Origin of the sequence: Diaphorobacter sp. LR2014-1 (genome assembly GCF_002916785.1) — a bacterium.
Lineage (GTDB): Bacteria > Pseudomonadota > Gammaproteobacteria > Burkholderiales > Burkholderiaceae_C > Diaphorobacter > Diaphorobacter nitroreducens.
In genome coordinates this window covers 1-5,774 of record NZ_MTBE01000073.1, presented here as the reverse complement: position 1 = coordinate 5,774, position 5,774 = coordinate 1, and the positions used below count along the sequence as shown (strand labels likewise).

Sequence of the window (5,774 nt, the reverse complement as noted above, 5' to 3'; positions counted from 1 at the left end):
GGCTCTGTTGCAAAGATTGGCGGCAGTCAGAGGTAGGCTGTCGCTCTGCGCCGATCAGGCGGCTGCTGCGAAATGGTGGTTGAGCATGCCCATGGCCTCCGTCAGCGCCGAGGGCCCAATGCCAAAAGCTCTCTCCACAAGGCGCACCTCGCCCCTGATGCCGGGCTGCAGGCACCAGGGGCGAGCCTGTCCTTTGCGCAGGGCTCGCATGACTTCGAATCCCTTGATCGTGGCATAGGCCGTGGGGATCGATTTGAAACCGCGCACCGGCTTGATCAGTATCTTGAGCTTTCCGTGATCGGCCTCGATCACGTTATTGAGATACTTCACCTGCCGGTGGGCCGTCTCCCGGTCCAGCTTTCCTTCGCGCTTCAATTCGGTGATCGCTGCACCATAGCTCGGCGCTTTGTCGGTATTGAGCGTGGCAGGCTTTTCCCAGTGCTTCAGGCCTCGCAGGGCCTTGCCCAGGAACCGCTTCGCTGCCTTGGCGCTGCGGGTCGGCGACAGGTAGAAATCGATCGTGTCGCCCCGCTTGTCGACTGCCCGGTACAGGTAGGTCCACTTGCCCCGCACCTTGACGTAGGTTTCATCCAGGCGCCAGCTCGGATCAAAGCCACGCCGCCAGAACCAGCGCAGCCGCTTCTCCATCTCCGGGGCGTAGCACTGGACCCAGCGATAGATCGTCGTATGGTCGACCGAAATGCCGCGTTCCGCCAGCATTTCCTCAAGGTCGCGATAGCTGATCGGATAGCGACAATACCAGCGCACCGCCCACAGGATCACATCACCCTGGAAATGGCGCCACTTGAAATCCGTCATCGTTCCGTCCGTCCAATCTCCGCCAAGCATGCTCAAGCTTCACGATTTTTGCAACAGAGCCCCTGCCCCCGCCCGCTTCCTGCGGCAGGCGGGAGCTTCCGGCCTATCTGTGTAAAAGGGGGAATGATCTCACTTCTCGCCTCATGTTCCAAACGGTTTTGCCAAAAACTTTGTAAAAACCTCAGGATCTTGCCAGGTTAAACTTTCTAGGGCTAAGGGATCCAGTTGAATGGAACGTTTTAGCTTGGGCGAATAGATCTCCAGCCTTTCCCCGTTACGCGTATATACCTTCCGAATCTTCACAAGGGTAAACTCATTGCCTACGATCGTTTCCCTTTCGTCCGTCATGTGCCTCCTCCTCTTTCGCATTAGTTGGGTTATACAAGGATTTTTGGGGAGAACGTGACGTTCCATTCCTTCGCCTCATAATCAACCACGTCATGGACGACCAGAGGATCACGGCTCAGGTAGGTGTCCAACTCTTCTTTGGAACAGTTGTAGAGAATGGACCCGCCGCTCCCATCGGCAAACGCCCCGTTGGCCAGGATGATCCCCTTCACCCGGAATTCCCCATTTCTCGCTTCATGCTCTTCAAACCACTTCGGATCGATCTGATTCATCGGTTTTTTAATCGTTAATCGCACCAACCACATGGGAATTGCTCCTTTCGAATGATTTAAACAATGGTCATGCCGCCATCGGCTACAATCACGGCTCCTGTCACAAAGGAAGACTCATCCGATGCAAGGAAGAGAGCCACATTGGCAATCTCCTCCGGTTGCGCTCCCCGGCCAAGGGGAGTTGCTTCCGAAGCCACCTTATCCAATTCAGGGAGTAGATCTTCCATGGCCTTTGTCATCAGTGTGATGACATACCCCGGAGCGATGGCATTGGCCCGAATTCCCTTTTTAGCATACGTAGCAGCCAGATGTCGGGTAAAGGAGATAATGGCTCCTTTGGAAGCGGTGTAGGAAGGTCCCCCCGGGCTGTTAATCAGACCCGCCGTAGATGATGTGTTGATGATTGTTCCGCCGCCCGCTTTGAGAAGCTCGGGAATTCCGTACTTCACCACAAGAAACATGCCTTTCGTGTTCACATTTTGGATCTTTTCCCACTCTTCCACACTGAGCTCATGGGCTAGAATCATCAAATTTTTATGGGCAATGCCTGCGTTATTGTACAACGTGGTCAGTTTTCCAAAAGTATCCACCGTTTTTTGGATGGCCCCCTTCACCTGCTCTTCATTGGAGACATCGCAGCGGATGGCGATGGCTTCACCCCCTGTCTCTTTTACAAGACGAGCCGTCTCTTCAATCCCCTTTTCGTCTACATCAACCACGGCCACTTTTGCTCCTTCACGGGCAAAAACCACTGCGGCAGCCCGCCCTTGTCCCCCAGCGGCCCCGGTAATGAAAGCCACCTTGTTTTCCAATCGTTTCGTCATTTTTTCTTTCCTCCTTAAACTTTTTTTCATCCATATATAGGTTAAGAACCCCAGGGGGCTATCCCCCTGAAAACATAGTTTTTAGAAAAAGACCGCCAGGTTATCCATTCCCAGGGTGCTTTGGTCCAGCAAAATCTTCCTGGACTTAAGCTTTAACCCTTGTTCCGTTCGAATCAGCGTATCATTGCGGACGCAAGTCATGAGATAGTAATCGGGTTCATTACTACGGCTCCGAGCTAACAGCAGGTAACTCCTTACCTTCCATTCTGTCAACGGCGGAGTAAAACCCGGCCAGGGGGCGGAGCAAAAGTCGGCCACTGCGGCGCCGGCCTGAGACCGCCGGGAGGGCTTAAGCCCGAGCGGGGGTTTCAGGCCGGCGTGGCGATTTTTCGGGAGGTTTTCAGCCTGCCTTTCGGGCGCGGCTTTGGGCGAGACGATAGCTGTCGCCGTTCATCTCGAGGATGTTGACGTGGTGGGTGATGCGATCGAGCAGAGCGCCAGTTAGACGCTCGGACCCCAGTGTATCCGTCCATTCGTCGAAAGGCAGATTGCTGGTGATCAAGGTGGCGCCGCGCTCGTAGCGTTGCGAGATCAGCTCGAACAGCAACTCCGCACCGGTCTTCGACAGCGGCACAAAGCCCAGCTCGTCGATGATGAGCAGCTTGTAGGCTGCCATCTGCTTCTGGAACCGAAGCAGACGCCGCTCATCACGCGCCTCCATCATCTCACTGACCAGGGCGGCGGCCGTGGTGAAGCCGACGGACAGGCCCTTCTGGCATGCGGCCAGGCCGAGACCGAGCGCCACATGCGTCTTGCCGGTTCCACTGGGACCAAGAGCAATGACGTTCTCGCGCCGCTCGATCCATTCGCATCGCGCCAGTTCCAGCACCTGCATTTTGTTCAGCTTGGGTATGCCGGCGAAGTCGAAGCTGTCGAGGCTTTTGACGACCGGGAATTTGGCCGCCTTGATCCGACGTTCGACCTTGCGGCGGTCCCGTTCGATCATCTCCCGTTCGGCAAGCCGGAACAGGTAGCCGACATGATCGACGCCTTCGGTGGCGCATAGCCGGGCCAGCTTCTGGTACTCCCGCTGGAAGGTCGGCAGCTTCAGGGTCTTGAGATAATGGGCGAGCAGGATATCGGGTGCTTCGGTGCTCATGCCGCTTCTCCCGCATTCGACGACAGGAGGCGCATGTACGCCTTCGCAGAGGTCTTCTCGACCGTTGCCCTTGGCAGGTAGGGATAGATCGCCAGGTCCAGTCGAGGCGGCCGGCGCTCCACCCGGCACAGGATCAGATGCTTGACCGCATCAAAGCCGATCGCTCCGAGCTGGATCGCCTGCTTCACCGCCGCATGCAGATCGGCAAGCTCGAAGCTTTCCAGCAGGCGCAGAACCTGCACGTATTCCCGACGGCCATGCTTGGCCATGCGACCTTCCATTAGCCGGCGCAACGTGGCGAATTCGTCCGGCAGGTCCCAACCCTGGAGAGGAGCCGCTTGATCCAGGGCATTGATCTTCTGCTCGATCAGCGGCAGATAATGGACTGGATCGAAGACGACGTCCTCCCGCTCCCAACTCCGAGGATGACGGGCGATGATCTCGCCGCGGCAACCGATCACCACCTCGTCGACATAGCCTCTGACCCAGACATCCTGATGGCCATAGGCGACCGGAACGGAATAGTCGTTCGTCTTGTAGCGGGCCAAAGACTGCGCCGTGACCTTTGTGCTGACCTGGTCGCAGGCGTCGAAGGGCGATACCGGCAAGGCGCGCATGGCATCCAGGTCCCGTTGAAGCCGCTCGCCGATCGTCTCGCTCTCGCCGCGCAACTTGTCGCGCTGGCGTTTGCGGCATTGCTCTTCCAGAAAGGCGTTGAACGCATCCCATGTCGGAAACTGCGGGATCGGCACCATGAAGTTACGCCGGGCATAGCCCACCAGACCCTCGACATTCCCCTTGTCGTTGCCTTTGCCGGGACGGCCGTAGCGATCGCGGATCAGGTAATGGGACAGGAAACCGCTGAACAACGTCGCCCGCTTGCGTGTGCCGTCCGGCAGGATCTTCGCCACAAGGCAGCGGTCGTTGTCATAGACGATCGACCGCGGTACGGCCCCGAAGAACGCGAACGCATGGATGTGGCCATCGACCCAGGCTTCGGCCACCGCCGCAGGATAGGCGCGCACATAGCACCCGTCGCTATGCGGCAGATCGAGCACGAAGAAGCGCGCCTTCTGCTCCACGCCGCCAATCACGACCGTCGCCTCGCCGAAGTCGGCCTGCGCGTGTCCAGGCGGATGCGACAGAGGCACGAACACCTCCTGCCGACGCTGATCCCGCTCGCGTATGTAATCCTTGATGATCGTGTAACCGCCGGTGAAACCGCATTCGCCACGCAGACGGTCGAACACCCGCTTGGCCGTATGGCGCTGCTTGCGCGGCACCTTCAGATCCTCATCAAGCCAATGCTCGATCGTCGAAACGAATGCATCCAGCTTCGGTCGCCGGATCGGTGAGCGACGCTGATAACCAGGCGGCGTCGAATAGGCCACCATCTTCGCCACGCTGTCGCGCGATATGTTGAAATGCTTTGCAGCCTGACGCCGGCTCATCCCCTCAGAGACGGCCAGGCGGGCTCTGTTGCAAAAATCGTGAAGCTTGAGCATGCTTGGCGGAGATTGGACGGACGGAACGATGACGGATTTCAAGTGGCGCCATTTCCAGGGTGATGTGATCCTGTGGGCGGTGCGCTGGTATTGTCGCTATCCGATCAGCTATCGCGACCTTGAGGAAATGCTGGCGGAACGCGGCATTTCGGTCGACCATACGACGATCTATCGCTGGGTCCAGTGCTACGCCCCGGAGATGGAGAAGCGGCTGCGCTGGTTCTGGCGGCGTGGCTTTGATCCGAGCTGGCGCCTGGATGAAACCTACGTCAAGGTGCGGGGCAAGTGGACCTACCTGTACCGGGCAGTCGACAAGCGGGGCGACACGATCGATTTCTACCTGTCGCCGACCCGCAGCGCCAAGGCAGCGAAGCGGTTCCTGGGCAAGGCCCTGCGAGGCCTGAAGCACTGGGAAAAGCCTGCCACGCTCAATACCGACAAAGCGCCGAGCTATGGTGCAGCGATCACCGAATTGAAGCGCGAAGGAAAGCTGGACCGGGAGACGGCCCACCGGCAGGTGAAGTATCTCAATAACGTGATCGAGGCCGATCACGGAAAGCTCAAGATACTGATCAAGCCGGTGCGCGGTTTCAAATCGATCCCCACGGCCTATGCCACGATCAAGGGATTCGAAGTCATGCGAGCCCTGCGCAAAGGACAGGCTCGCCCCTGGTGCCTGCAGCCCGGCATCAGGGGCGAGGTGCGCCTTGTGGAGAGAGCTTTTGGCATTGGGCCCTCGGCGCTGACGGAGGCCATGGGCATGCTCAACCACCATTTCGCAGCAGCCGCCTGATCGGCGCAGAGCGACAGCCTACCTCTGACTGCCGCCAATCTTTGCAACAGAGCC

Annotated in this window: 7 protein-coding genes; 1 reads left to right on the top strand and 6 read right to left on the bottom strand. The window is 58.3% G+C overall.

All coding sequences use genetic code 11. The features are described from left to right. Positions 1-54: 54 nt before the first annotated feature. From BV908_RS21675 to istA, 6 genes are all read right to left on the bottom strand, one after another. On the bottom strand, positions 55-819 hold the full coding sequence (locus BV908_RS21675; RefSeq protein WP_001389365.1) for an IS6-like element IS6100 family transposase: 765 nt from the start codon (positions 817-819) through the stop codon (positions 55-57). Positions 820-960: 141 nt separating this feature from the next. Then, positions 961-1,167 (bottom strand): dihydrodiol dehydrogenase, encoded by a 207-nt coding sequence (locus tag BV908_RS21665; protein ID WP_103739184.1) that lies wholly within the window; start codon positions 1,165-1,167, stop codon positions 961-963. A 29-nt stretch (positions 1,168-1,196) separates the two neighbouring features. Next, positions 1,197-1,472 carry a hypothetical protein gene (locus BV908_RS21660; RefSeq protein WP_103739183.1) on the bottom strand — a complete coding sequence of 92 codons (276 nt, stop codon included), beginning with the start codon at positions 1,470-1,472 and terminating at the stop codon, positions 1,197-1,199. Positions 1,473-1,495: 23 nt separating this feature from the next. After that, positions 1,496-2,263 (bottom strand): glucose 1-dehydrogenase, encoded by a 768-nt coding sequence (locus BV908_RS21655; protein ID WP_103739182.1) that lies wholly within the window; start codon positions 2,261-2,263, stop codon positions 1,496-1,498. A 400-nt stretch (positions 2,264-2,663) separates the two neighbouring features. Next, positions 2,664-3,422 carry an IS21-like element helper ATPase IstB gene (gene istB / locus BV908_RS21650; protein WP_103739181.1) on the bottom strand — a complete coding sequence of 253 codons (759 nt, stop codon included), beginning with the start codon at positions 3,420-3,422 and terminating at the stop codon, positions 2,664-2,666. Beyond that, entirely contained in the window at positions 3,419-4,927 is a 1,509-nt protein-coding gene (gene istA, locus BV908_RS21645) for an IS21 family transposase (RefSeq protein ID WP_146052317.1), read from the bottom strand. Before istA ends, istB begins: the two co-directional genes overlap by 4 nt. Before the next feature lie 28 nt (positions 4,928-4,955). Here istA and BV908_RS21640 point away from each other — a divergent pair, with 28 nt between their 5' ends. Beyond that, on the top strand, positions 4,956-5,720 hold the full coding sequence (locus tag BV908_RS21640) for an IS6-like element IS6100 family transposase (protein ID WP_001389365.1): 765 nt from the start codon (positions 4,956-4,958) through the stop codon (positions 5,718-5,720). Positions 5,721-5,774 lie beyond the last annotated feature (54 nt).

Coding starts and splice junctions, on each gene's coding strand:
- BV908_RS21675 (WP_001389365.1), bottom strand. CDS start 819: ATGACGGATTTCAAGTGGCGCCATTTCCAGGGTGATGTGATCCTGTGG.
- BV908_RS21665 (WP_103739184.1), bottom strand. CDS start 1,167: ATGACGGACGAAAGGGAAACGATCGTAGGCAATGAGTTTACCCTTGTG.
- BV908_RS21660 (WP_103739183.1), bottom strand. CDS start 1,472: ATGTGGTTGGTGCGATTAACGATTAAAAAACCGATGAATCAGATCGAT.
- BV908_RS21655 (WP_103739182.1), bottom strand. CDS start 2,263: ATGACGAAACGATTGGAAAACAAGGTGGCTTTCATTACCGGGGCCGCT.
- istB (WP_103739181.1), bottom strand. CDS start 3,422: ATGAGCACCGAAGCACCCGATATCCTGCTCGCCCATTATCTCAAGACC.
- istA (WP_146052317.1), bottom strand. CDS start 4,927: ATGCTCAAGCTTCACGATTTTTGCAACAGAGCCCGCCTGGCCGTCTCT.
- BV908_RS21640 (WP_001389365.1), top strand. CDS start 4,956: ATGACGGATTTCAAGTGGCGCCATTTCCAGGGTGATGTGATCCTGTGG.